The organism is Sphingobacterium sp. CZ-2 (assembly GCF_004526235.1).
Taxonomy (GTDB): Bacteria; Bacteroidota; Bacteroidia; order Sphingobacteriales; family Sphingobacteriaceae; genus Sphingobacterium; species Sphingobacterium tenebrionis.
This window is the reverse complement of sequence record NZ_CP038159.1, coordinates 2,390,463-2,415,562: the sequence shown is the minus strand read 5'-3', so window position 1 is coordinate 2,415,562 and position 25,100 is coordinate 2,390,463. Positions and strand designations below refer to the sequence as shown.

The 25,100-nt window shown below is 44.8% G+C and carries 18 protein-coding genes; 12 read left to right on the top strand and 6 right to left on the bottom strand.

Going from position 1 to position 25,100, the window contains the following annotated elements:
- Nucleotides 1–225 precede the first annotated feature (225 nt).
- Nucleotides 226–1,404 carry a nicotinate phosphoribosyltransferase gene (pncB, locus tag E3D81_RS10710; protein ID WP_134777366.1) on the top strand — a complete coding sequence of 393 codons (1,179 nt, stop codon included), beginning with the start codon at nt 226–228 and terminating at the stop codon, nt 1,402–1,404.
- The gene (locus E3D81_RS10705; protein WP_134777365.1) at nt 1,397–2,122 is read left to right on the top strand and encodes a class I SAM-dependent methyltransferase; all 726 of its coding nucleotides are present in this window, start codon (nt 1,397–1,399) and stop codon (nt 2,120–2,122) included. Before pncB ends, E3D81_RS10705 begins: the two co-directional genes overlap by 8 nt.
- A 172-nt stretch (nt 2,123–2,294) precedes the next feature.
- Here the strand turns inward: E3D81_RS10705 and serS are convergent, their stop codons facing one another.
- Nucleotides 2,295–3,566, bottom strand: coding sequence for a serine--tRNA ligase (gene serS / locus E3D81_RS10700; protein WP_134777364.1), 1,272 nt, complete (start codon nt 3,564–3,566; stop codon nt 2,295–2,297).
- A 70-nt stretch (nt 3,567–3,636) separates the two neighbouring features.
- On the opposite strand from serS, the gene E3D81_RS10695 reads away from it, so the two are divergent.
- Complete coding sequence (locus E3D81_RS10695) at nt 3,637–4,179, top strand: hypothetical protein (RefSeq protein WP_134777363.1); 543 nt, start codon at nt 3,637–3,639, stop codon at nt 4,177–4,179.
- Nucleotides 4,180–4,205: 26 nt separating this feature from the next.
- On the opposite strand, the gene E3D81_RS10690 is transcribed toward E3D81_RS10695, so the two are convergent.
- A complete protein-coding gene (locus tag E3D81_RS10690) occupies nt 4,206–6,554 on the bottom strand; it encodes a BamA/TamA family outer membrane protein (RefSeq protein ID WP_134777362.1) in 2,349 nt (782 codons plus the stop codon).
- A gap of 7 nt (nt 6,555–6,561) precedes the next feature.
- Here E3D81_RS10690 and E3D81_RS10685 point away from each other — a divergent pair, with 7 nt between their 5' ends.
- From E3D81_RS10685 to E3D81_RS10665, 5 genes are all read left to right on the top strand, one after another.
- Nucleotides 6,562–7,311 carry a TrmH family RNA methyltransferase gene (locus E3D81_RS10685; RefSeq protein ID WP_134777361.1) on the top strand — a complete coding sequence of 250 codons (750 nt, stop codon included), beginning with the start codon at nt 6,562–6,564 and terminating at the stop codon, nt 7,309–7,311.
- A gap of 1 nt (nt 7,312) precedes the next feature.
- Nucleotides 7,313–8,512, top strand: coding sequence for an MFS transporter (locus tag E3D81_RS10680; RefSeq protein ID WP_245153200.1), 1,200 nt, complete (start codon nt 7,313–7,315; stop codon nt 8,510–8,512).
- A gap of 7 nt (nt 8,513–8,519) precedes the next feature.
- A complete protein-coding gene (locus E3D81_RS10675; RefSeq protein ID WP_099366192.1) occupies nt 8,520–9,821 on the top strand; it encodes an AI-2E family transporter in 1,302 nt (433 codons plus the stop codon).
- 96 nt (nt 9,822–9,917) lie between these two features.
- Entirely contained in the window at nt 9,918–10,856 is a 939-nt protein-coding gene (locus tag E3D81_RS10670; protein ID WP_134777360.1) for an endonuclease/exonuclease/phosphatase family protein, read from the top strand.
- Nucleotides 10,857–10,966: 110 nt separating this feature from the next.
- The gene (locus E3D81_RS10665) at nt 10,967–13,891 is read left to right on the top strand and encodes a DNA polymerase III subunit alpha (RefSeq protein WP_134777359.1); all 2,925 of its coding nucleotides are present in this window, start codon (nt 10,967–10,969) and stop codon (nt 13,889–13,891) included.
- On the opposite strand, the gene E3D81_RS10660 is transcribed toward E3D81_RS10665, so the two are convergent.
- Nucleotides 13,888–14,856 (bottom strand): endonuclease/exonuclease/phosphatase family protein, encoded by a 969-nt coding sequence (locus E3D81_RS10660; RefSeq protein ID WP_245153199.1) that lies wholly within the window; start codon nt 14,854–14,856, stop codon nt 13,888–13,890. The genes E3D81_RS10665 and E3D81_RS10660 overlap by 4 nt on opposite strands.
- Before the next feature lie 207 nt (nt 14,857–15,063).
- Between E3D81_RS10660 and E3D81_RS10655 the strand changes: the two genes are divergently transcribed.
- From E3D81_RS10655 to E3D81_RS10645, 3 genes are read left to right on the top strand one after another with little or no spacing between them, the layout of a single operon-like run.
- Nucleotides 15,064–16,239 carry a glycosyltransferase family 4 protein gene (locus E3D81_RS10655; RefSeq protein ID WP_099366184.1) on the top strand — a complete coding sequence of 392 codons (1,176 nt, stop codon included), beginning with the start codon at nt 15,064–15,066 and terminating at the stop codon, nt 16,237–16,239.
- A 32-nt stretch (nt 16,240–16,271) separates the two neighbouring features.
- A complete protein-coding gene (locus E3D81_RS10650) occupies nt 16,272–17,288 on the top strand; it encodes a lysylphosphatidylglycerol synthase transmembrane domain-containing protein (RefSeq protein ID WP_134777358.1) in 1,017 nt (338 codons plus the stop codon).
- The gene (locus E3D81_RS10645) at nt 17,266–18,474 is read left to right on the top strand and encodes a glycosyltransferase family 4 protein (RefSeq protein WP_134777357.1); all 1,209 of its coding nucleotides are present in this window, start codon (nt 17,266–17,268) and stop codon (nt 18,472–18,474) included. Before E3D81_RS10650 ends, E3D81_RS10645 begins: the two co-directional genes overlap by 23 nt.
- On the opposite strand, the gene dinB is transcribed toward E3D81_RS10645, so the two are convergent.
- Together dinB and E3D81_RS10635 are read right to left on the bottom strand one after the other, a co-directional pair.
- The gene (dinB, locus tag E3D81_RS10640; RefSeq protein WP_099366187.1) at nt 18,428–19,621 is read right to left on the bottom strand and encodes a DNA polymerase IV; all 1,194 of its coding nucleotides are present in this window, start codon (nt 19,619–19,621) and stop codon (nt 18,428–18,430) included. The genes E3D81_RS10645 and dinB overlap by 47 nt on opposite strands.
- An 87-nt stretch (nt 19,622–19,708) precedes the next feature.
- Nucleotides 19,709–20,512, bottom strand: coding sequence for an alpha/beta hydrolase (locus E3D81_RS10635; RefSeq protein WP_134777356.1), 804 nt, complete (start codon nt 20,510–20,512; stop codon nt 19,709–19,711).
- Nucleotides 20,513–20,622: 110 nt separating this feature from the next.
- On the opposite strand from E3D81_RS10635, the gene E3D81_RS10630 reads away from it, so the two are divergent.
- Nucleotides 20,623–23,475: a DNA gyrase/topoisomerase IV subunit A gene (locus tag E3D81_RS10630; RefSeq protein WP_134777355.1), complete on the top strand. Its 2,853-nt coding sequence runs from the start codon at nt 20,623–20,625 to the stop codon at nt 23,473–23,475.
- Between the two features lie 182 nt (nt 23,476–23,657).
- Here E3D81_RS10630 and E3D81_RS10625 read toward each other — a convergent pair whose 3' ends face one another.
- A complete protein-coding gene (locus E3D81_RS10625; RefSeq protein ID WP_134777354.1) occupies nt 23,658–25,091 on the bottom strand; it encodes a SusD/RagB family nutrient-binding outer membrane lipoprotein in 1,434 nt (477 codons plus the stop codon).
- Nucleotides 25,092–25,100: the final 9 nt, after the last annotated feature.

Below are 25,100 nucleotides of genomic sequence, written 5' to 3'. Positions count from 1 at the left end.
ACCGAATTTTTCACCATTTGGAATCGCGCTGCAAGTGAGATCTAAGTGAGGTGTAAGTGACTTGGAAGTGACTTTATACACTTACACCTCACTTGCAAATTACTTACAACCTGCTTAAGCCTCGAGGGTAACTCGATTTCATAATTCGGAAATATGCTGCTAAAAACCCGAAATTCTTCTATTTTTACTAAATTGTAAGGAACAGAAAAGCATAAATCACACCTAATGGCAAAACTAAAATCCATTTTAGACAACGATTTCTATAAATTCACGATGCAATACGCTGTCGTTAAGTTGTTTCCAAAAGCAAAAGCGAGATACCAGTTCATCAATCGTGGTAAACATAAATTTCCGGAAGGATTTGCAGCGAAATTCAGAGAGGCAGTGGATAAGATGGCCGATTTGAAATTAACCAAAGCCGAGAAAACCTTTTTTTCAAAAACATGTCCCTACATCGATCCTACCTATTTTGATTTTCTCCAAGGTTACCAGTACGACCCGGATGAGGTGAAGATTACCCAAAAGGGAGATGATCTGATCGTCAAGATCGAGGGATATTGGTACAGGACCATTCTTTGGGAGGTGCCTTTGATGGCCCTGATCTGCGAATTGTATTATGAAATGACCGGCATGCAAAGGGTGGACGATGAAGAGGTCATGAAGATCGTAAATGATAAGATGGACAAATACGATAAGCTGAACATCACCATTGCCGATTTTGGAACACGACGTAGACATTCTTCCGCCGTGCATGATTTGGTGATCAAAGCATTGAAATCCCATAAATCCAATACCTTCATCGGTACCAGCAATGTTCATTTTGCCATGAAATATGAAACAAAACCGATCGGCACGCATGCCCATGAATGGTTTATGTTCCATGCTGCGAAATATGGTTATAAAATGGCGAACCTGCTTGGGCTGGAGAACTGGTCCAACGTGTATCGAGGGGATTTGGGGATCGCCTTATCTGATACCTATACCACCGAAGTATTCTTCAAACAGTTTGATAAAAAACTGTCCAAATTATTTGATGGGGTAAGGCATGATAGTGGTGACCCTATTGAGTTTGCACAAAAGACCATCGATCATTATAAAAGCAGAGGGATCAACCCTTTGACCAAGACCATAATCTTTTCCGATGGATTGGATTATGAAAAGGTGGTGAAGATCGTGAAATTCAGCCAGGATAAAATCGGCCATTCCTTTGGTATCGGAACAGATTTCACCAATGATGTGGGACTACCGCGGATGAATATCGTGCTGAAAATGACGGAAGCCTATCCTGATGAAGGGGAATGGACACCGGTTATCAAACTTTCTGACGAGCCGAATAAACACACCGGTGATCCAGAAGAAATAAAAATGGCGAAGCGATTCTTAAATATCCAGGAACATGAGTAGAGATGTATATGGCGATGCCTTATTTGATTATAAGGAAAAGGGTGAACTGAGCCATCCCCTATTGTTGCATAGCAGTTATGGCGATATCGAGGAAATGCCTGTGGAGGTTTTTTACAGGCAAGATGAGGATATCCCGGAATTGGAATTTATCGCCTTGTCGTTATGTGATGGTAAGGTGTTGGATGTGGGGGCAGGAACAGGTGTTCATGCTTTATACCTTCAGGAAAAAGGATTTGATGTGACGGCATTGGAGATTTCAGAGATCGCTTGTAATATCATGCGGGAAAGAGGTGTTGGGAAAGTGGTGCATGGGGATTTTTTCCAATATGGGGGTGAAGAAAAGTATGATACTTTGTTATTCTTGATGAACGGAATCGGGATTGCTGGGACTTTGGAGGGATTTCGGAAGGTGCTTCAACATGCCAAAACATTGATGTCGGATAGAGGGCAGTTGCTGTTTGATAGCTCGGATATTTCTTATTTATATGAAGAATATAAGATCAAAAGGCCGGAGCATTATTTTGGGGAGATCAATTTTCAATATGAGTATAAGGAACAGAAGGGGGATCTGTTTAAGTGGTTGTATATTGATCAGCAGACTTTGATCAAAATAGCGCGGGAAGAGGGATGGGTGGTTCAGATCCTTTTTGAGGATGAGAATGATCAGTATTTGGTGAGGATGGAGCCTTTTAAAGAGATAATAGATGAGAGATATTAGATGATAGACTTTCCGTCATTGCGAGGAGGTACGTCATTGCGAGGAGGTATGACGAAGCAATCTTTGGATTAGTGTAAAGATTGCTTCGTTCCTCGCAATGACGGGTAAAGTTCCTTGCAATGACGCAAAGCCTCGCAATGACGCAGAGCCACGCAATGACGGGTAAAATCCCTTAATCAATATACTCAAAGCCTACATAAGGCACCAATACATCCGGAATCTTAATCCCTTTATCAGTTTGGTTATTCTCCAATAGCGTCGCTACAATTCTTGGTAAAGCCAATGCAGAACCATTCAATGTATGCGCTAAAGTAGTTTTCCCGTCTTCATTCTTAAATCTTACCTTCAACCTATTCGATTGATAAGTCTCAAAATTAGAAACAGAAGAAACCTCCAACCAACGTTGCTGCGCAGCAGAATAAGTCTCCATATCATAGGTCATCGCAGAGGCAAAACTCATATCTCCACCACACAACCTCAACACACGATAAGGCAATCCCAACTTCTGCAATAAAGACTGTACATACGTACTCATTTCCTCCAAGGTCTCATAAGATTTCTCTGGGTGAACAATCTGAACCAATTCCACCTTATCAAACTGGTGCAACCTATTCAAACCACGCACATGCGCGCCATAAGATCCTGCCTCACGACGGAAACAAGGCGTATATCCACAATGTCTGATCGGAAAATCTTCCGCTTTAACAATAACATCACGGTAAATATTGGTGATCGGCACCTCAGCCGTTGGGATCATGTATAGCTCATCTTGCGTTACATGGTACATCTGCCCTTCTTTATCCGGCAATTGTCCCGTTGCATAGGCCGAAGCTTCATTCACAACGATCGGAACCTGCACCTCACCATAGCCCATCTTGGTCGCTTCATCCAAAAAGAAATTGATCAATCCTCTTTGCAATCTAGCACCTTTTCCTTTATACACCGGAAAGCCGGCTCCTGTAATCTTGGTTCCTAACTCAAAATCAATGATATCGTATTTCGCGGCCAACTCCCAGTGTGGAAGTGCATCAGTACCCAATGCTGGAATTTCTCCATTGGTCAATACCACTTCATTATCTTCCGGGGTCAATCCTTTTGGTACCATATGGTATGGTAAATTAGGTAATTGCACGAGTTTAGACTGCAAATCCTGCTCTACCTGCTCCAAGGTATCCTGTAAGTTTTTAATCTGTTCTTTATATGCTGCGGAACGCGATTTGATAGCTTCGGCTTCTTCTTTCTTACCTTGGCGCATCAAATCTCCAATTTGCTTTGCAGAGGAGTTGGCTTCAGCTGCGATGGAGTCCGATTCATTTTGAACCTTACGACGTTGCTCGTCTAAGGCAATGATCTGATCTACCAATTCTGCATCGTTGAAATTCTTTACAGCAAGTCTTTCAACTACTTCATTCCTGTTCTCACGGATGTAATTTAACTGCAACATATAATTTTGCTTTTATTTAATAATGTCTGCAAAGATAAGAAGATTCCTATCTATTTTGTATCATTGCATCATGAAAAACAGCTGGATAATCTGCTTGATACTAGCAATGGCTATGATTTTTCCGTTCACTGGTACGGCTCAACAAGCAAGTATTAATGATTTCATGGTGAAAGAAAATCTTTCTCAGAATGGAAAACTCGCTATTATTGCCACGGATTCACTTGAAAAAACCAATAATCAGGTGAACGGTGATTACAAGTTCACGATCAATGGTTTCCAGCAAGATCTGCGTTTTACAGATGGAGTGGCTGTTACAAGCAACCCCATCGAATCCTCGACATTTGTTTTTTTCAAGCATAAATCGGGAAGTAAGGAAATCGGGAAATTATTTTTTCTTCGGGTAACCGAAAAAGGGATAAGCCCTTACAAGATCTCTGGTTTTCTGCTGATCGTCGTTCCATTGCTGGTCTTATTCATCGCATATAAATTAAAGCGATTCCTGATCACCCTTTTGATTATTGCCTTGGTGTACTTCTATTTGAATTATAGCAAAGGATTAGATGTAAAACAGCTGATCGAAAGTACCATACTTGGTTTGAAAGATCTGATTTAAACGATCTTCGCAAGGCTTACCATCGTTTAAAAAGGCATTCCAACACCAAAATTATATTGGATAAAATTATAGCGGTCTGGGCGGTTGCTCAGTGCATATTGGTTTTTGAAATCCTTGGAATCAAACAGATGCCTGATGACCCATTGTTCTTTACCACGGAACTGCGGATCTTTGACCTTCAAACCCGCATCTAAGCGGATGGTAAAATAATCCATATCCACACGCAATCCAAAACCGGTACCTATGGCCATTTGGGATAGGAACTTACTTCCGACAAATTCCCCATCGATATTGAAATCGTCCTTACGCAATCGCCAAATATTTCCGGCATCGATAAAAGTAGCTCCATTAAGTTTGGCGCCGAAGAAGTTATTCAACATCCGGAAGCGATATTCCGCATTGGTTTCGATCTTTACCTCCCCCAGCTGATCCAGGTTGCGGAGGTTCAATCGGATATTCTCCGGTTTGGTGGAGCGGTTATACCCCCCTGGCCCCAATGTTCTGGCCTGCCAAGCACGGATACCGTTCATACCGCCTGAAAAGAAACTCTTTTCAAAGATGATCAAGGTAGAATTGTTACCATAAGGCACAATCACCCCCGAATTAAAGCGAAATACAAATTGTTTATTACCGCCCAGGAATTTATACCAACGGTAATCGACTTCGCCCTTCACATATTGCAGATAAGGAACGCCGAACAATAACTTCTCGCCCTTATCATTGGTCCGCAGGTTGAGGGTATTGGACAATAGCCCCAAAAGGTTACCACTGATATCCGCTGCGCCACGGAAATAGCTGAAGCTTTCTTTGGAAGTCAATTTTGGCGCATTATAGGTGTAGGCATATTGTGAACCCAATCCAAAATATCGACGATTGTTACTACGCACATACAGCTCGTAACCCTGTTCGATCAGGTTATTCATAAAGGATTCGTTCAATCGGCCATCACGGTATTCTATCACTACAGGCGTGAAACTATGCATCTTGTTGGTCGCTTCGTACCATTGGTAGTTCAAGCTGTTGATAAAATAACGGTTGGCATAAGTCTGATCCTGGAAAAACAACTGCAGACTGGAGGATATCGTGGTTCTTGGAAGTCCAAAACGTCCAACACTGCGAACGCGGAAAGGCGCCAATATGCGTGGAAAGGACAGGTTGACCCCGATCTGGAAATCATTGTTGAAGATCTTGTCCGACAAACTTCCCGGTAGTCTGGAATCAAAAAGTACCCCGTAGCGCATGCGCACCTCGATGGTTTCCGAACCACCGAACACATTTCGGTGGGCAAAGGTATTTCCCACGTTGAAACCGCTCATCCCCGAACTGAAAGTAAATTCTCCTTCCATCTGATTGCTCATGGCCGCACGAGGAATGAGGTTATAATAAACATCCAACAACGCGGAATCCTTTTTTTGGTAGTTGATCTTGACCGACCGGAAACCATTCATCTCATAGAGCCTATCGTAAGACAGTTCCTCGTTTTCGCTATTGTATTTCTGTCCTCTACGTAAGAACGCATAGCGGGATAAAGGCGATAAGCGAAACTTACCGGTCTCATCTAGATAAACGATCTTACGAAGGGTATCTAGGTAAGCTTCTTCATTTTTCCGCAGGGATGGATCGGCAGCTTCCACTCGGAAATACACCGAATCGATGTGGTAGATCTGATGTGCTGAAGAATCACTTGGGTTGGAAACCTGAATGGAAAGATCGGTTTTATGTTGAAGACCTATGGTATCCACACCAACACGCATATACTGCCGTAGGTAATCATAGTACCCACGCTCACGCATACTGGTATATAATTTTTCCCTTTCCAGATAAAGATCGGCAGCATCATATCGCTTGCCAACTTTCACGAGGCTGCCAGGAACGACCTCCTCTTGATAGATCCGATCCACTTCTGGATCCTGCACCTCCCGGTTGATAGCATTGACCAGGTAACCTTGGCCAGGTTCCGTATTGAATTCAATTCTCGCTTTTTTGTTTTTGATCAAAACCTGGGGTTTCACCTGGGCATTGAAATATCCCTTGGTCTGCAGGAAACGTTGGATCTGGTTGGCGGAAAGTTCCACCAGGGCAGAATCCAAAATCCGTGGGGCTTCACCTACGTTTTTAATTCCATCCGTTTTATAGGCTCCATCACGGGTATTGAAAATATTGTAAATGGTTAAATATAAGGGGGAATTAGGGCGAATATCATTGGCCACGTATTGACCGGCACTTTCCTTCAATTGTTGATTGACACCGTTGATATCTACATCCGTCACCAAGGCTTGGTCTTCTTCCAAGTACTTCGCTGAACGACATGCTGCAAAAAATAGCAACAAAAACGTTATACTTGCAAAAATAAACAAACTTCTTTTTTTAGTCATTCGTCCCATGTTGTCAAAAGCACAAATCAGTTTAATTACGTCATTGCAGCATAAAAAATTTCGTACCCAGCATCAATTATTTGTAGTGGAAGGAATTAAGTCCGTAATGGAATTTGTTGGCTCATCCTACAAGATACAAAAAATATGGGCGACGGCAGATGCCGCTGCAAAATTGGGGAAAATCCCTCAAAATATAAAACTGGAAGAAGTCACTGTAGCGGAATTTGGAAAAATCAGTAGCCTTAAGAATCCACAAGGGGCATTGGCGACGGTGGAAATCCCTGCGGAGGACGATCTAGACCCTGCTATCCTTGCAAACAAACACAGCTTGATCTTGGATGATGTGCAAGATCCAGGCAACTTAGGTACAATCATCCGCACCGCAGAATGGTTCGGCATCGAGCACCTGATCTGCTCCCAAGGAACGGTGGATGCCTACAATCCCAAGGTAGTACAGGCAACCATGGGTTCCCTTTCCAGGATCAAGATCCATTACCTGGATATCGAATCCTTTTTGGAAGAAAACCAGTTGCCCACCTTCGGTGCCTTATTGGATGGCGATTCCATCTATGATACTGATTTTGGTAAGCAAGGCTTGATCATCATGGGCAATGAAGGGAATGGCATTCGGAAGAATCTGATCCCGAAAATCCAGAAAAAGGTGACCATTCCACGGGTCGGTGCTGCCGAATCATTGAATGTTGCTGTGGCGACTACCATATTCTGTTCAGAATTAACAAGACAAAAACTAAGATAATATGATGGAGAATGCTGCGGAGGAAGATCAAAGGCCCTTATATACCTTACAATTTGGGTTACTTTGCCTGAGTTCCTTGCTTTTTTCAGCAAGCTTCAACATGATCATCCCCGAACTGCCCAACTATTTAAGTTCCTTGGGCGGAGCGGAACATAAAGGCCTGATCATTGGATTATTCACTTTGACAGCCGGAATTTCCAGACCTTTCAGTGGTCGTTTGACCGATAAATGGGGTCGTGTTCCCGTGATGGCGATCGGATCCATCGTATGTGTGCTCTGTGGATTCCTCTACCCTATCTTGACCAGTGTGGCCGGATTCTTTCTTCTCCGATTGGTGCATGGATTCTCCACCGGTTTCAAACCTACGGCAACTTCTGCCTATATAGCCGATATTATTCCTTCTACACGTTGGGGCGAAGCATTGGGCATGCATGGGCTATGCTTTAGTATTGGGGGCGCGGTTGGACCTGCCATCGGAAGTTATATTGCCATGGTTGCCGACCTGAACACCATGTTCTACAGCTCTTCTGCTTTCGCCTTCCTGTCCATCATCATCGTCATGAACATGAAGGAGACCTTAAAGGATAAGCAAAAATTCCATCGGCGAATGCTGAAGATCTCGCGGAGGGACATCATCGAACTTCGGGTCATCCCGGCGGGGATAGTGACTCTGTTCTCTTATACCGCTTATGGCGTTATCCTGACCCTTATTCCCGATTGGAGTGAACATTTGGGGATACAGAACAAAGGCCTCTTCTTCACGGCCTATACCGTTGCGTCCGTCGCCATACGGATGGTATCCGGGAAAGTGGCAGACCGTTATGGTCGGATTTCCGTGATGAAAGTAGGTTTATTGATTGTTACAATCTCCGTCCTATACATCGGTTTTAGCGACAGTATTCTGCACCTGATCATTGGTGCCTGTATCTATGGGATAGGTACGGGGATATTTTCGCCTGCCGTGAATGCCTGGACCATCGATCTTTCCCTTCCGCAATACCGCGGTAAGGCCATGGCAACCATGTATATTGCCTTAGAGGCCGGTATCGGTGGTGGCGCAGTATTTGCAGGATATATTTATCACGATCAGATATCGCGAATCCCAGGAATCATGTATGGAAATGCCATCGTTATTTTCTTTGCATTTTTATATGTTTTATATTGGGAAAGGAAAAACAAAAAATTGCCTAACACGTTATAAAGACCATATGGAAAAAAATCAGACCAAAAGACCCTATGCCATGGAGCTTTCTGCAAGCTTATTGGCGATGGTATTAATCATAGCTTTGATGTATTTTACGCAAAGTGTTTTATTACCACTATTATTCTCCATCCTTATCTCCATTTCTCTCTATCCCTTGGCAAGGTTCTTCGACCGCCTGCATCTAGGGAAAGCATTTTCGTCCATTCTAGCAGTTCTGGTCGCTATCGCGGTCATTTCTGGGCTTTTTTGGTTTATTGTGCATGAAAGTATCATCATCGGAAAAGATGCTTCGGCGATAACGGACAAAGTGCTATCGGTTCTGGAGCGCGGCCAGGAATGGATCAGTAGTCAGTTTGGTGTTGAGAAGACAGAGGTGATGGAAAAACTCCGCGAGCAGGGAAATAAATCCATGGAGAATATGGCCGGGACATTAACCTCCACTTTTGGCTCCATCGGTAACCTACTGGGTAGTGCCATCTTGGTTCCGTTATTCAGTTTCTTCTTATTGTACTACCGTGATTTCTTTCGGGAATTTTTCTTCAAGGCCTTCAAATCTACACCTCAACACAAGGTGAATGAGGTATTGAACAAAATATATGAGGTTGTACAGAGTTACCTGGTCGGTCTGATCACCGTAATGGGGATCGTAGCGGTGCTGAATACCGTAGGTTTAATGGCCATGGGCATTGACTATGCTTGGTTCTTTGGGTCCTTGGCATCCTTGTTAATGCTATTGCCTTATATTGGTATTGCCATTGGGTCCATCCTGCCCGCCTTATTTGCCTTGGCTACCAAGGATAGTGCTTGGTATGCATTAGGTGTGGTCGCTTGGTTCCAGGTGGTGCAATTTTTGGAAGGAAACATCATCACCCCTAATATAGTAGGCAGTAAAGTAAGCATCAATCCGTTGATGGCCATTATAGGTATTTTATTGGGTGGTATGCTATTCGGATTGGCCGGATTGATCCTTGCCCTACCGTTGATTGCTACCTTGAAGGTTATTTTCGATGCCTCTCCTGGTATGCAGGCGATTGGTTTCTTGATCGGTGAACCTGAAAAACTGCACCTCAAAAAGAACTCCACCCAGGAGTTGTTGATGAAATGGGGAATTGTCAGAACGCCTAAGAACAAAAAGAAAATTGAAATGGATGTGAAGGTAACTACCGATGAGCAAGGCAATCAAACGAAGGAAGAAGTTGTTTACAAAGAGGTCCATGAGGCGGAGGAAAACCCGTATGAAGATTTGAAGAATATCAACGAAGAGAAAAAGGAAAAACCTAATAAGGATAAGCCTGATCAAGAATAAGATTTTAACGTCATCAAAGGAATAAGGATAACTTAACATAAAATAAAGATTTAGGTAATCCAATCAGGTTATCTTTATTCCCATAATAGTTTGTTGATGATTATAGTATATATACTGGTTGTTCTGATTATTGTAGTCTTATTGATTTTCAAAAAACTAAGACGAAAATTAACCCTGGTAGAATTAACGCCAGATGAAGACAAAGACGGCCAACTTTCAAAAGGCAATATTAAGGTGCTGACCTATAATATTGCCGGATTACCCCAAGGCATCTCAGCCGCAAAAACCCCTAGAAGAGTCAGTATCACGGAGATTGGTGAAAAGGTGGAGGAATTTGACATCGTGAATGTACAGGAAGACTTCAATTACAATTCGGCCTTCTATTCCCTGAACAAACATCCCTACCGCACGGTGCATAAAGGAAAAATCCCTTTGGGTGATGGCTTGAATACCCTATCCAAATATCCGATTGTAGAATACCGTCGTATTCCTTGGCGGCATTGTAGTGGTCCGGATTGTTGGACCGTGAAGGGATTCACTTTTGCCAAAATCCAATTGGATCAGCATGTGTTTATCGATGTTTATAATGTGCATGCCAATTCCAGTGATGTAGCGCGTGCGGCAAAAGCAAGAAGAGAAAACATCCGTCAATTAGCGGCCTATATCCAAGAACATTCTGTCGGAAAACCCTTGATCGTAATGGGGGATTTCAACGCCCATTATGCTTATAAACGCGATAATCTCCATGAATTTTTAGTGAATACCGGATTGTCGGATGGATGGGTGACCCATCTCCGCAACGGTACATTTCCGGAGATCATCCCGAAATTCATTGCCCAGCACATGCTCTCCCTGACAAATGACACCGAAAGTCTGGACAAGATCTTTTTTAGAAATGGGGATAAGCTGACTTTGATCCCTAAGACCTATGAGGTGGAGATTTCCCATTTTACCAATCAGGCCGGGGCTGCCCTATCCGACCATTTGGCGGTTTCCATGTCCTTCGATTGGGAGTGGAAAGAACTTCCTGCTTAATAGTTAGTCTGAATAATTACAATTTATTTATAAGGTTATCTATCAATTTGTTATACTTTATTTTACTAATATTTTTAGCAAAATAAAGCTATATTTCGTAATCTTGTAACATGTATTTGAATTGTAAGACCTGGTTCAGCTTCCATTATGGAACATTTTCGCCCAAAGATCTACTGGAGCAAGCTTCAGGTATGGGCATCACTGCCATGGCGCTTACCAATATCAATTCTACCGCCGATTGCTGGGATTTTGTCCTAAAATGCCAAGAAAAGGGCATTAAGCCCATCGTCGGTACAGAGGTCAGAAATGATAATCAGCTTTGTTATATCCTATTGGCGAAGAACAACCAAGGGCTTACGCAGATCCATCATTTTCTTTCCCATCATAAAGTGAAAAAACTGGATTTTCCCGATCGACCGACTTTTGATCTGCAAGACATATGGGTAATCTATCCATTTGAACGTCATCCGGAAATCGAAGAGCTCCATCCCCAGGAACTGATCGGTCTGGGGATGGAAGATCTCCATAAACTGAATTGGCAGGAAGCGCTAGCCGCAGATTGCTGGGTAGTCCTTCATCCGGTCACCTATCAGGACAAAGCCCATTACAATGTGCATCGGATCTTAAGGGCGATCGCTAAGAATACCCTACTCTCCAAATTGACCCCAGCGGATTATGCCGGCCCGAATGAAACCCTCGTGGAGGAAGAGGTGCTGGTCGCTGCCTTTGCCCGCTTTCCAAGTGTGATCAGTAAGACCATGCAGGTGATCAAGAGCTGCAACATCAGCATGGAATTCCATGTGGATAAGAACAAAAAGTATTTCACGGCCTCGGAGGAAGGGGACCAGGAATTGTTGCGGAAATTGGCGGTAGAGGGTTGCAAGACCCGTTATGGGATCAAGAATCGGCAGGCCATGGCGCGGGTGGAAAAAGAACTCAGCATCATCTACAAATCCAATTTCTGCTCTTATTTCCTGATTGTTTGGGATATGCTCCGTTATGCCAACGAGCAGAAATTCTACCATGTGGGGCGTGGTAGTGGTGCCAATTCGGTGGTCGCCTATTGCCTACGCATCACCGATGTGGACCCTATACAGTTGAACCTATATTTCGAACGTTTTCTGAACCCCAGCCGTACCTCCCCACCGGATTTTGATATCGATTTTAGTTGGAAGGACCGGGATTCTATTTTTGAATACCTCTTTTTACGCTATGGAAAACAGCATGTATCCCTGTTAGGGATGTATACCACTTTTCAGCGTAGGGCGATCGTTCGGGAATTGGGAAAGGTATTTGGTTTGCCGAAGGAAGAGATCGATGAGCTGGTGCACAAAAGAGAATGGAGCCCAGAGGATAAGATACAGCGTTGGATCCAGAAATACGGTGCGCTATTGGTCAATTTCCCCAGCAATGTGAGTGTGCATGCGGCGGGCGTGCTCATCAGTGAGGAGCCCCTTGCCAATTACGGGGTGCTGGAGCTTCCGCCCAAGGGTTTTAAGACCTTGCACATGGATATGTTCGAAGCGGACCGAATCGGGCTGTTCAAGTTTGACATCTTGAGCCAACGGGGACTGGGGCATATCAAGGATGCGCTGGAACTGGTGCAGCAGAACAAGGGCAAGCATATCGACATCCATGATGTGGACCGTTTTTTCAAGGATCCTAAATTGGCCCACATGATCCGGAACGCGGATACCATTGGTTGTTTCTATATCGAGAGTCCGGCGATGCGCCAATTGTTGGGTAAGCTAAAATGTTCCGATTACATCACCTTGGTGGCGGCAAGCTCCATCATCCGCCCGGGGGTCGCCCAATCGGGGATGATGAAGCAATATATTGAACGATACCACGATCGCGACAAGGTGGAGTACCTGCATCCTAAAATGAAGGAACTGCTGGAGGAAACTTTCGGTGTGATGGTGTATCAGGAGGATGTGATCAAGGTGGCCCATCATTTTGGAGGGATTTCCCTGGAAGAAGCGGATATCCTTCGTCGCGCGATGAGCGGAAAATACCGCTCGGAGAACAAGTTTGAGCTGATGCGTGAGAAGTTCTTTGTGAACTGTAAAGCGCAGGGGCACGATGAGGCCGTCAGTGCGGAAATATGGCGACAGATGGAAAGTTTTGGTGGCTACTCCTTTGCCAAAGGCCACTCGGCATCCTTTGCCGTGGAAAGCTATCAGAGTCTCTTCCTCAAGACGTATTATCCCTGCGAATTCTATGTGGCGGTGATCAATAACTTTGGAGGGTTCTACCGTACGGAATTCTATTTCCATGAACTCCGAAGAAATGGCGGGATCATCGAACTCCCCTGCTTGAACCAGAGTGATTACCTCACCAATATCCGTGGACAACAGGTGTATGTGGGTTTCATCCACCTACAGGGGCTGGAACAGGAACTGGGTCATCGCATCGTCGAAGAAAGGGTCGCTAATGGCCCCTACCTAGACCTGCATGATATCCTACAGCGCCTACAACCTGCTCCGGAGCAATTGAACATCCTGATCCGGATCGGAGCACTACGGTTTACCGGTCTGGACAAGAAGACCTTGCTCTGGGAGGCCAATTTTCGGAGCAAAAGGGTGGAAAAGGAAGTGCTGGTCAACCTCTTCGAAAGCGAGGAACTGCAATTTACCCTGCCCAAATTTGATGAAGACCGCATGGAAGACCTCAAGGACGAACTGGATCTCTTGGGTTTTGTAGTGGGGGATTTCTACGAGCTTCTTGACCCTATGCATCTACAAGGAACGGTATGTGCGGAACGGCTGCAGGATTACCTGGGCCAACAGATCAAGGTGATCGGCAGGTTAGTGACCATCAAAGAAACCCGAACCATCAAAGGAGAAAGGATGTGCTTTGGCACTTTTCTGGATGTGGATGGGAATTGGTTGGATACGGTTCACTTCCCGCCCGTGCTCAAGCAATACCCTTTTCTGGGAAGTGGATTCTATGAATTGCACGGCCGCGTGATGGAAGAATTCGAAGTATATAGCCTGGAAATCCTAGGTATGCGGAAATTAGGTTATAAACTCTAATTCAGGGACCAGGCCATTTTCAAGGAGATGGCACAATGATCGGAAAGCGGTTTTCCTTCCTCATTGCTGAACAACTCATGTTCGATCTTGTAGGAACTCGGGCTAAAGCGCAACTTCTCACTATCCCTAAAATAGATCTTATCAATACTTTCACATACTTCGGTAACCTGAAGTGCATGGATCGCCTTAAAATCAGGCACCAAGGCTGGGTGTATTCCTTTGTTCTGAACCATGACCCAACTGTCCTGAACCGCAGTTTCTTTCTGGAAATCGTGTAAATTATCTTCTGAAAAGGCGTAATGGGCATTAAAATCCCCCATGATCAAGATCGCTTCTCCAGCAGATTTCTCCTTGATGTATTCGGCCAATTGCAGGAGGTTCTTTCTTCTTGCCAGGACTGCCGAAGGGTTATCCTGCGCAGTAGCATGGACATTATAAACATCAATAAACACCTCTTTGGCCAATTGTACCCGGTGATAGCTGAAGCCCTTCGGGGTTAAGCAATCCGAACCACTGCAATCCTCCCAGGCAATGCGTTCGGTCTCCAAGATAGGATACTTGGACAGCGTACTCAAGCCATCTCCGAACGGAACCCCGCCCATGTTTTCCGTACGGTAGGGATGCGTGTTCTTCGCATAGAGCTGTCGGTTATAATTGAAATCTTCTTGGGCATTCACCAGATCGAATTTATTCATCTGCCGACCGATCTCCTGGATGCTGATCGCTCGGTCTGTTTCCGCACTGGAAATGATCTGCGGCAATCCCGCCACATTATAGGTCAACAACGAAAGCTCACCCGACCTGGCATCCTCCATCACCGGGAAAACGGTCTCGGAGATCTCTTTGGCTGTATTTCCTCGTTTGAAACTTAATTGAAAACCTGTGATAAGCAGTAGAGAAAGTAGACTGATCAAACCGAGATGTTTTGATTTTCGTCTTTTAGGATAGGTAAGCTGAATGAGCATAGCGGCAAATTCCTTGATCTGAAACAAAACTAATTCAGCAATATAACCCCAGTTTTTAGAGATTATTAAATGTTTGTTTTCAAACTATTTACTCCATATTAAAATTGGGAATTATGACCTTTATTGTTCATAATTAATTAATAATCAGTTATCATTAACTACAAACTCCGGAAGTATTTTTATTAATACAGACAATTTTATTTCTACATGAAGAAAGTTGCATTTTTTTCGGAGATCCTGATCGAGGATTTTGACGGGGCATCCAGAACAATGTATCAGATTATCAATCGGATAGACCCGAATTCCTTTTCCTATTTATTTGTATATGGCCGTGGGCCCAGTGAGATTGAAGGCGGTCAAAGCTACCAGGTTCCTACCTTCCGAATTCCCATGAACGATGATTATTCCTTTGCGGTGCCGCAATTGGCCAAATGGCGTTTGGAGGAAACCTTGGATGCCTTCCAACCGGATGTCATCCACATCGCCACGCCATCGCTATTGGGTTTCTACGCCTTGGGATACGCTAAGAGAAAGGGCATTCCGGTCATCAGTATCTACCATACGCATTTCATTTCCTATATCGCCTATTATTTCCGCAACTTCAGCAGCTTGATCCGACCGGTGGAAAACTGGATCCGCAGGCGGATGCGCAGTTTTTACAACAACTGCGAAAAGGTGTATGTTCCGGCGCATAGCATCATCCGAGAGTTGGAGGAGATCGGGATACAGGGCGAACGGTTGACCCTATGGCAACGTGGGATTGATGTGAAGCTGTTCAACCCGAACAAACGTTGCGAGGCCTACATCCGAGCAATCAGCAAAAACGACAAGCCCAATATCCTGTTTGCGAGCCGATTGGTCTGGGAGAAGAATATACAGACCCTGATCGGTATTTATCAGCAATTGGAACAGGAAGGCATGCCTTACAACCTGATCATTGCGGGGGATGGAACCGCCAAGGAGGAGGCCATGCAGTTGATGCCCAAGGCGGTCTTTTTGGGAAAATTGGATCATCTGGAGCTTTCCAGGCTATACGCTTCGGCGGATGCCTTCGTGTTCACTTCCCTTTCGGAAACCTACGGAAACGTGGTGATCGAGGCGATGGCATCGGGTTTACCGAGTGTCATTGCGAATGCGGGTGGCAGTGCCAGTTTGGTGGAACATGGCCAAACAGGCTATAAATGCTCGCCGAACAACCCGAAAGAATATCTTTTTTTCCTTCATAAGATCCTTCAGAATGAGAAGCTCAAGGAAGATTTACGCCATGCCGGACTGCAGTACATCAAACAATTGGATTGGGCAAAATTGACCGATACCTATTTTGATGATGTACAGGAACTGGCGCGTGAACCGCAAAGGGCTTTTGCCTTGGCCGGACAATAATTGGGCAGGTGGATCTTTTGGAATAGCAGTCAATGGGCAGGTCGATTAAAATAACTAAAAAGCGGGTCAAGCAATTATTGCTGATCAGTATTGTCGTATTCATCGGGATTTTCCTTTGGAATACGGATTTCCAGTCGGTCTGGAAAGAACTTAGCGGCATTGGATTCCGTTTTCTGTACCTGCTGGGGATCACCTATTTGGCTTATCTGATCGGCACCTGGTCTTGGCATGTTTGTTTGGGGAAGGAAAGATCGAAGATTTCTGTTTTTCGATTATTCTCTTTGCGTCAGGTCGGGGAAACAGTTGGGCTCTATAATCCCACCAGCATTATTGGTGGTGATATGCTGAAGGCCGAACTGTTGAAACCTTATGGCATCTCCAAATCGGTGGCCATCAATTCGGTAGCCAGCTCCCGTGTGACTGCCGTATTATCCCAAATATTACTTTTTTTGGGGGCCTGTGTTTGGTTGATCAGCAATCCGGCTGGTATGCAGGCCATACAACGTTTCGGTTGGGTGTTTTACCTGATTTTTGTTGTGTTGCTTGTTGCCAAAATAGGTTTGTTCATCTGGTTATCGAAGAGCGGTAAGAAGCATACTTCCTCGCTAAAAAAGCCCCGGAATTTCTTGGAAAAAATATACTATAACATCCTGAACCTCTTAAACGATATTCGCAGCTTTTATCAGGAAAACACCCGTACTTTCTGGTTTTCCTATGCCTTAGCTACGCTCCACTGGATCGTAGGTAGCTTGGAATTCTATTTCATCCTCCTTTTTCTTGGATTCGATGTGCTGCCCATGCACGGCCTATTGCTGGACATGAGCGTCATTGTATTCAAAAGCTTGGGCGCTTTTGTTCCTGGGCAGTTGGGGGTAGAAGAACTGGGGAATAAACTGATGTTGGCCGCCATTGGTATTACCGGTGCATCCGTTTGGATCACGGTATCCATCCTGCGTAGGGCAAGACAGCTCAGCTGGATCGTCATCGGGTTCATCCTTTACCTTTTCATCAAAAAAGAAATCAATCATGTCGCAACAGCCACTTCCTGAAATATTATTTGTTAGCCATAAATATCCTCCAGCAACCGGAGGCATGGAAAAGCAGTCCTACGAACTGATCCAAGGTTCTGCCCGGTATGCCAAAATTCACAAACTGGTGTTCCGAAAGGATAAGGAAAGCCTTTTGACCTTCTTTTTCCTGCTCAACCATCGGATACTGTCCCTGTTGAAAACGCATCCCCAGATCCAGGTGATCCATTTCAATGATGGGTTGATTGCCTCCTTCGCCCTATCGCATAAAGGTTATGGCCATCTCCGGAAAATGGTTACCCTGCATGGATTGGATATTGTATTCCCTTGGGCATTCTTTCAGAAAAGGATCATCCCTAAATTGGCCGCTCATTATGATAAGATCATCACGGTGAGCCAAGCAACAGCCGATGCGGCTATCCGTAGAGGTATTCCTCGTGAAAAAGTTTATGTTATTCCCAATGGGGTGGATACGGAAGGGATGGATCGCGGGAACCTGGAAAGGTCGGATCTCCAGCGTCGTTTTCCCGCTATTTCTCCGGAGCAAAAGTATCTCATTACCCTGGGCAGATCCGTGCAGCGCAAGGGTTTCTCCTGGCTATTGGAAGAGGTGGTTCCGCAGCTTCCCGCGGATGTTAAGCTCTTTATGGTCGGTCCTTTTCAGAAAAAAACGGGGCTTACCGAACGTTTGTTGTATGCTTTGCCCAAGAAGTTCAGGTCGCTGCTTTTTCTTTTTCTAGGCTATCCCAGCGACCAAGCAGCCATCCGCAGGCTCCTGAAAAAAAGGGAGATCAAAGATCGGGTGATACATTTTGGAAAAGTACCCTTTTCCGACCTGAAGCTTTTATTGGCCAATGCTTCTGCATTTCTCATGCCCAACATCCGGGTAGATGGGGATATGGAAGGTTTCGGATTGGTCTGCTTAGAGGCTTCCCTGGCCGGAACCTTGGTGATCGCCTCGGAGATCGACGGGATCACCGACGCCATCAAACAAAATAAAAACGGGATTCTTCTGCCATCCAACGATGCAAAGGCCTGGGTGGCACAATTACAGGAGCTTTTTTTCAATGAGGACCATTTTGGGATGGCTGCCCTGCGCTATCAGGAATATTCCAGAAATAATTATGGATGGGATAAGATGTGCAGGAAATATGTGGAGCTTATGCTCGAAAGGCGTCTCGTTTCTGAGCCGGTTTTGGAGGTGTAGAAATAGCCCTTTTGATCGCTTCATCTCCAAATCGCGCGCGCATAGCGTCCATGGCTTGGTATAAACGAACGGCCTCTTCGGTATCTTCAAACAGGTTGATCTGTTGGGAACCCTGCACCAAATGGCTGAAGCGAACCCCGATCAGGCGTACCAGCATCCGCCGGTCAAACAACTTACCGAAGAGTTCCTTCACTTTCTTGAGCAATACCGCATCGGAAGCCGTATAGGAAATAACCATTTGCTTGCTTACCGTATCGAAATTGGCATAACGCAGTTTTACCGTCACACAGCCGGTGAGCCGTTCTTGTTTTCGGAGCTGAAAAGTCAGTTTCTCCGTCATCCGGATCAATTCAGCGTTCAGGAAATTCATATCGATGGTATCCTGATGGAAGGTTTCTTCCGTTCCCATGCTCTTCTGTTCCGAATAGGGAATAATGGGTGATGGATCGATGCCATTGGCCTTTCGGGAAAGGTCGATGCCGTTCTTCCCCAGGAGATTCTGCATCATCGGCAGAGGGATCTCGCTCAATATCTTGATGGTCCGTACGCCCATCTGTTGCAGTAAGGTCCCTGTTTTCTGTCCTATACCGGGCATCCGCTCGATCTTCAACGGAGCCAGGTAATCCTTTTCCAGACCATGGAGGATCTCTTTTTTGCCATCGGGTTTTGCATCATCCGTAGCCACCTTGCTCACCAGTTTGTTCGATGCCAGGGCATAGCTGATCGGCAAGCCACTCTCCTTCCGGATCTTATCCTTCAGCTCGCTCATGAATTGGCTGCATCCAAAAAATCGATCCACACCCGTCAGGTCCACATAGAACTCATCCACGCTCGCCTTTTCCATCACCGGAACGGTCTCCCGCACCACATCCGTCACCACCCGGGAATAATAACTGTAACTGTCCATATCACCACGCACCACGATCGCATGCGGGCATAATCGCAAAGCCAATTTCATCGGCATGGCACTGTGTACACCAAATTTTCGGGTTTCATAACTACAGGCAGATACCACCGCACGATCACTCATACCCCCCACGATCAAAGGCTTGCCAATGAACTGACTGTTCTTGAGCCTTTCTACACTTACAAAAAAGGTATCCAAATCCAAATGCGCAACAAAACGCTTACTATCAAACAGTTCCATAGCTAAATATTAAAATAGTATTTCAAAAATACTAAAAATATTAGCAAACAATAGCGCTTTTAGAAATTTTATCGGGATAAGGTAATCCTATTTTGACCAGTTTTGGATCTCTTTCCACAAAAGAGGCAAACCCGGATAAACCATATTATGGTCATAGCCATCAAGTTCGATCAGTTTTACCTGTTGGTGGCCCACAATTTTCAACATCCGGGCGAGGTAGGCATTCTCTTCGTAACGGCCCACCATCTCGAGTTCGCGATCGCCCGTGATCAAGGTGATCGGGGAAGCTTCCTTCCGTACCCAGAATAAAGGTGCCAACGCATCAATCACCGGCTGGTTGATATCGACTTTCTGCTCCGCTCGTGCAGTAAAATGGGTAATACATTGGGGGCTGAAAGGTACGATGCCCAGAATCGCCTGTTCAGGAACAGCAACTTCTTTCAGGTACCTCGGATTTAAGGCCAACATCAGGTTAAGGTATCCCCCGGCAGAATGCCCGGAAAGTACCAGTTTGTTTTTATTGCCCCCATAAGTTTCCAGGTGTTGATATGCCCATTGTACGGCTTTGGCAGCATCTTGTATGATATCTTCGACCTTAGCCTTTGGCGAAAGGCGATAACCGACGCCGATGACGGCAATTCCCTTGTCTTTTAGAAAGGCCGGGATTTCCTTATTTCCTCCGGTTAGTCCACCGCCATGAAACCATAAAACGGTCACAAAATCTTTTTTGCCCGTAGGGAAATAAAGATCTAATACACAGCGCTCTTGGCTATAGGCATCGGCCTCTTTTCCAGCATAAGAAATATTTTCTTTCAACTGGTAGGCAGCCTGTTGGGCCTGGGCAACTAACAATAAACAACTGAATAAAACACTTAACAGAAAATTCTTCATAATGCGTGATGAGGTATGCGGATATAAACCTAAAAATAAAATGAATTTTGTATTTTTACAAGGTTTGCAGTATTCGAATCTGCCAAACCCGAAAAACTTACAAACAGTAAATGAGCGACGAAATTAACAACATCGACGAAAACAACGAACAAAGCCCATCACAAGACCAACAAAGCAATACGATTCCCCTTTCGGGACTGTATGAGAACTGGTTTCTAGATTATGCATCCTACGTTATTCTAGACCGTGCTGTTCCACATATCAACGATGGTTTCAAACCGGTTCAGCGACGCATCCTGCACTCGTTGAAAGAGATGGATGATGGAAGATACAACAAAGCAGCCAATGTCATCGGAAATACCATGCAGTTCCACCCGCATGGAGATGCCTCTATTGGGGATGCGATGGTCCAATTGGGACAAAAGAACCTGTTGATCGATTGTCAGGGAAACTGGGGAGATCCGATCACTGGCGATTCTGCCGCTGCGGCACGTTATATCGAAGGTCGTTTGTCGAAATTTGCGCTGGAAGTGGTCTTCAATCCGGATACCACCGAGTGGCAGTTGAGTTATGATGGTCGAAAGAAAGAACCGATCACCCTACCGGTAAAATTCCCTTTGTTGTTGACACAAGGTGCGGAAGGTATTGCTGTAGGTTTGGCGACCAAGATCATGCCCCATAACTTCATCGAGCTGATCGATGGATCCATCCAGGTCCTTCAAGGGGAAAGACCAAGTATCTATCCCGATTTCCCGACAGGCGGTATGGCCGATGTTACGGGTTATAACGAAGGGCAGCGTGGTGGAAAAATACGCGTACGAGCGAAGATCGAGGAACGCGATAAAAAGACCTTGGCGATCACGGAAATCCCTTTTGGCACTACGACGGGCAGTTTGATCGATAGTATCGTTACTGCCAATGAAAAGGGTAAAATAAAAATCAAGAAAATCGAGGATAATACAGCAGAATTCGTGGAGATTTTGGTGCATTTGGCACCTGGGATCTCCCCTCATGTAACGATCGATGCCTTATATGCTTTTACAGGTTGCGAAACATCCATTTCGCCAAATACCTGTGTGATCAAGAATAACAAACCTCATTTCATGAGTGTGAATGATATTCTAATCGAGAATACCAAGCAGACCAAAAGCCTCCTGAAACAGGAGTTGGAGATCCGCTTGAATGAATTGATGGAGAAGATCTTCTTCAGTAATCTTTTGAAGATCTTTATCCAAGAAGGGATGTACAAACATCCTGACTATGAAAATTCTGGAGATTTTGAAACGGTGGTCGAGGTATTGAACCGCTTGTTTGAACCTTTCTTCGAGCAGTTCTACCGCCCTATCCTTCCGGAGGATTATAAACGCTTGATCGATAAACCGATGAGTAGCATCACGCGATTTGATGTGAAAAAGGCGGATGAGATGATGAAGGCTTTGGAGGATGAAATCAAGGAGGTGAAGAAGAACCTTCGGAACCTGACGGAATTCACCATCAAATGGTTCGAATACCTGCGCGGAAAGTACAGCAAAGGCCGCGAACGCAAAACAGAGCTTCGCGTATTTGACAAGGTGGAGGCGACGCAGGTTGCCCTTGCCAATGCAAAATTATATGTCAATCGTGAAGAGGGATTCATCGGGACCAACATGCGTAAGGATGAACTGGTGGGCGATTGCTCGGATATCGATGATATCATTGTGTTCCGTGCGGATGGTAAATATTCCATTGTAAAAATTCAGGATAAGGTGTTTGTGGGCAAGGATATCATCCATGTGGCGGTATTCAAGAAAGGTGATGAGCGGACGATTTACAATGCGATTTATAAGGATGGAGCGACTGGAACGAGTTATATTAAACGTTTTGCGGTAACCGGGGTGACGCGTGATAAGGATTATGATATCGGGAAAGGAAGCAAGGGTACCAAAATATTGTATTTTACTGCGAATTCGAATGGGGAGGCAGAGATTGTCAACGTGCAATTGAAGCCACATACGAAGCTTCGGAAACTGAATTTTGATATGGATTTTGCAGAAGTGGCCATTAAAGGCCGGGGTTCTCAGGGAAATATCGTGAGTAAGTATCCGGTTAAGAAAATCATTTTCAAAAGTGCGGGGATATCCACTCTTGCGGGCAGGAAGATCTGGTATGATGATATCTTGAAGCGTTTGAATGCTGATGATCGTGGGAAGTTCTTGGGTGAATTTGATGGTGATGATAAGATATTAATGGCTTTGGGCGATGGTTCTTATGAACTGAGCACCTTTGATCTGAATAACCATTTTGATGAGAAGATGATCAGATTGGAAAAATTTATTCCGGAGCAGGTTTATACAGCGATTCACCAGGATAGTAAAGGAACTTATTTTGTGAAGAGGTTTAATTTTGATGATAATCCGGTTGGAAAGCGTGTGAAATTTATTGGCGAGGATAGCAAATTGATCTTGTTGACCAATAATGATCAACCTGTTGTTCATCTTGATTTGTTAAAAGGGAAATCGCAGACGGAAGAGAATTTGGATCAGGATTTAACAGAAATCGTGGATGTGAAGGGTATGAAGGCGCAAGGGAATAGGTTATCTTTCCATACCGTGAAAAAAATCAAGTTGTTGACGGAGGAGAAGGATTTGGCAGAGGTAGTGGAAGTTGGTGGTTTGGAAGTTGGTGGTAGTTTGGATGGTAATGGTGTTGGTTTGGAAGGTGATAACGGAGGAATGGAAGAAGTAGATTTTAAAGCGGAAAATCCAAAGATGGGGAATGTGGAGGATGTTAAGAAGGAAGAGGACGTTCAGAAAGCAGTTAATGTTCCGAAGAAGGAAGACGTTCAGAAAAAACTGGATGTTGAGAAGAATGAAGAGGTGGTTCCGAAAGCAGATGAGATTTCATTTGAAATTACCAATCCAGATGATATTCAGATTGATGATAACGGTCAATTAGGCCTTTTCGGAGGTACTGATAAAGACTAAAACCGTCATTGCGAGGTAACACGTCATCGTGAGGAATCACGTCATTGCGAGGAACGAAGCAATCTTTAAACTAATCCAAAGATTGCTTCGTCGTACCTCCTCGCAATGACGGTATGAACTCCTCGCTATGACGAAATAGTCTCCTCGCAAGGACGGTAAAACCTCCCCACGAGGAAAGAATCTTACGGCTTATCCCACCACACCCTACTATTCAAATTATCCTCGCCACCATATGGAAGCGCAGAAACCGCAGCTTCATAATTCGCTTTATTATTTGCGGCCTCACTTAGCGGATAACCATCTCTCCTAGGCATCTTACCACCATTAATATCCGAAGCCAGTGTCAGCACAGGATAACCTGTCCTTCTCCATTCTGCCCAACCTTCATACCCATACGGAAACACATGAATATACCGTTGCGTAGCAATCTGCTCCAAGGCCTTCGCTGGCGAATAAACAATAGCCGGTTTTGCCAAATATCCAGCTGCTGAAGCATCCGAACCGGTCCATTGCTTGATCGATTCTTTTATCCCCGTTTCATAATACGTTTTCGCCTGCGCATCTCCACCAGCAATCCATCCCAACTTCGCGGCTTCCGCTTTTGCAAACTGCAATTGAGCATAAGTAACCAATGGCACCGGTGAATCTTGATTCCTGATCCCAGCTCCTAACAAGGAAACCTTAGGGATATCCACATCCGGATTCGGAACCGCTTTTCCAAAAGCCAATCCAGCGTATCCACCTGCTGCATTCTTATCGCCATAAATCGCCAATCGAGGATCCTCCTGCGGCAACATCAGGTTTACCAAAGCCTCCGACAAAGCATACCAGTTTCTTTTCAATACCGTAAAGGAATTGTACCAGAAGTTCTGATGGGCAGCCTGCGCCAAATGAGGATAGGATAAATTATCCGCATTTGCGGTCATATCCCCAGCCTGCATGGCCTTTTCAAACTCCGCCTTCCCTAAGGTAGGATTCACTTTGGATAAGCGTAAGGCCATCAACATATGGATGGAATTCCCTAACTTCTTCCACTTGGACATATCCCCCTTATAAATAATATCGTTCTTGATCGTTCCGTTCGTCAATACAATAGCGGCATTCGCTTCATCCAATAAAGTAAATAAAGCTTTATAGATATCCTCCTGCTTATCGTATTTAGGATTTGGAAGAGCAGTTCCCCGGAAAGCTTCCGTATACGGCACATCCCCCCATCTATCCGTCACATTCCACATAAAGAATGCTTTTAAGATCTTGGCTACGGCAACCTGATTGGCAACCGGCCCTTCATTAGCATCCAATGCTTCCTGCTTGCTCAGCACATCCTCCAAGTTCATCAACGGACCCACATACCAGGTCTCAAAATCAAAGTTCTGCGCAATAAAACGGGTATTATCTGTATAGGTTGTTAAACTCAGGTATTGCGGATAATGCACACCATACGCGCTAGAGCTTAAATTTGGCAGGAAAAACTGTGCATTCGCAATCAATTGCGTTCCTGAGGCCTTACTTGGCTTATTGGGGTTCTCATAGTACGAATCATCGAAATTAGTACAGGAAGCAACCGCAATAGGCGTAAGGGCAAATAATATATATTTTAATAAATGCTTTTTCATGATGTTAAT